Annotated in this window: 2 protein-coding genes; both read right to left on the bottom strand. The window is 74.2% G+C overall.

Annotated elements, in window-relative coordinates; all coding sequences use genetic code 11:
* Positions 1 to 12: 12 nt before the first annotated feature.
* A complete protein-coding gene (locus H5J29_RS31295) occupies positions 13 to 828 on the bottom strand; it encodes a DUF4397 domain-containing protein (RefSeq protein WP_181784536.1) in 816 nt (271 codons plus the stop codon).
* Between the two features lie 114 nt (positions 829 to 942).
* Positions 943 to 1795, bottom strand: an 853-nt coding sequence (locus H5J29_RS31290; RefSeq protein WP_181784535.1) for a DUF2252 domain-containing protein, incomplete at its 5' end; no start/stop codon positions are given.

The following is a 1795-nucleotide window of genomic DNA, read 5'->3' as shown; positions in this document are numbered from 1 at the left end:
GGCGCCACACGGTCAGGACCGGGTCGCGCGACCCCGACGCAGCGCAGCCACGCCCAGGCCGATCAGCACCATGCCGGCGACCGCACCGACCAGCGGGGAGATCCCGCTCTGCCCGGGGGCGCCGGACGGGGCGCCCGCGGGCACGCCGTTCGGTGCACTGTGGAGTCCGTCCACCGTGAAGCTCACCAGCTGCAGCGAGTTCTGCTGCAGCGACCCGACGGCGTGCACGAACGTGGCCGTGCCCTCGGCGAGGGTGAGGTCGGCCGGGCCGATCACCGGGGCCGTCGTGCCCGCCGCGGCCACGGCTGCCGTGAGGGTGCCCGCCGGGACCTCGGCGGCGGCCTGGTTCGGGTTGGTGAGGCCGGTGAGGGCCGGGCTGCCGTTCGCGAGGACGTCGACGGCCGGGGCTGCTGCGGTGTGCCGCACGACGAGCCGGGCCTGACCTGCGGGGACGGCGGAGACGTCGTCCACGAACGGGGTGACCGTCGGCTTTCCGGAGGCGTCGAGGTGCGCGACGAGGGTGACGTCGCCACCTGCGGGGACGTCCGCCTCGGCCGAGAGCAGCGGCGTGGAGGCGTCCGCGGCGTCGGCGGCGACGATCACCACGGCGCGGGTGCCCGCGGGGAGGTCGACCGGCCCCGCGGTGGTGTTCGGGGCGAAGTCGTCGAGGGCACGTTGCCCGTCGACGTAGACGTCGACGGGGGTGTCCGGGATCCCGTGGACGACGTGCACCGAGCCGGTCTCCTGGGCCGAGGCGGCGGGTGCGGTGGCGACCGCGGTGGCGCACGCGGCCAGGACTCCACAGGCGGCGAGGACGAGACGTCGCATGACGTTCTCCTGGTGACTTCGGGGTCGGGCCGGGGCCCGTTGACGACCAGCACTACCGACGACCACCCGTCGGCGGATGCACCCCGTTGAAGTGACCTACGTCACACTCACCATCTACAGCTCCGTGTCCGCGGCGACCGCGCCGTCGGCGATCGCCTCGACGAGCTGGGCGTGGTCGCGCACGTTCTGGTCCGCGTAGGCCGTGGCGAACTCGCCGACGGCCGCGTCGAACCTCGTGCCCCGGCCGAGGTAGGCCGCGACGGCCACGGGATCGCCGGTGCGGGCGTGCGCCCGGGCCAGGGTCCAGCCGCAGACCTCGCCGTAGCCCCGCATGCCCTTCGGGACCATCGCCTCGACGTCCGCCGACCCCTTCCAGTCGCGCAGCTGCCGCATGTAGAAGTCCCGGGTCCGGCCGTCGAAGCCCGACACCCGCACCCACCCCAGGAAGATGTCGCTCGCGGCCTGCATCATCCGCTGCCCGACCACGACCCGCTGCCCCGAGTTCGGGTACTCGCTCGCGCCGAGATAGCGCTCCAGCACCGAGGGCCCGGCCTCCTTGGCCTGCAGGAACAGCGGATCGGTCGGCTCGCCGCCGAGCATCAGGATCATCCAGGACCGGGTCCCGACGCTGCCGACCCCCACGACCTTGCGGGCGACGTCGACGAGCCGGTAGCGGTCGAGCAGCACGCGCCGCTCGGGCTCGAGACTCTCCCGGTACGTGGCGATCACGCCGCGCAACGCGTCGAGCACCGCGGCGGGATCCGACCCCGGTACCGCGATCTCGGACACGGGGACGATCAGCGGCGGCTCCGCGAGGATCCGCGGCTCGCCGCCGACGACCCCCGCGAACCGGGAGAGCGCCCCGAGGTTGTCCTTGCTGTGGGCCTTGTCCACGATCTTGGTGAACCGCGCGGCCCGGCCGCCGCGGATCCGGCTGCCGAACCGGGCGCGCACCTCGTCGACGTCG

Source organism: Pseudonocardia pini (assembly GCF_013870575.1).
GTDB classification, from domain to species: domain Bacteria; phylum Actinomycetota; class Actinomycetes; order Mycobacteriales; family Pseudonocardiaceae; genus Pseudonocardia; species Pseudonocardia pini.
Note: the sequence above shows the minus strand (reverse complement) of the source record. Positions and strands in the feature narration are given on the sequence as shown.

Excerpts from the sequence above, each read along its gene's own strand:
- H5J29_RS31295 (WP_181784536.1), bottom strand. The coding sequence starts at position 828 with ATGCGACGTCTCGTCCTCGCCGCCTGTGGAGTCCTGGCCGCGTGCGCC.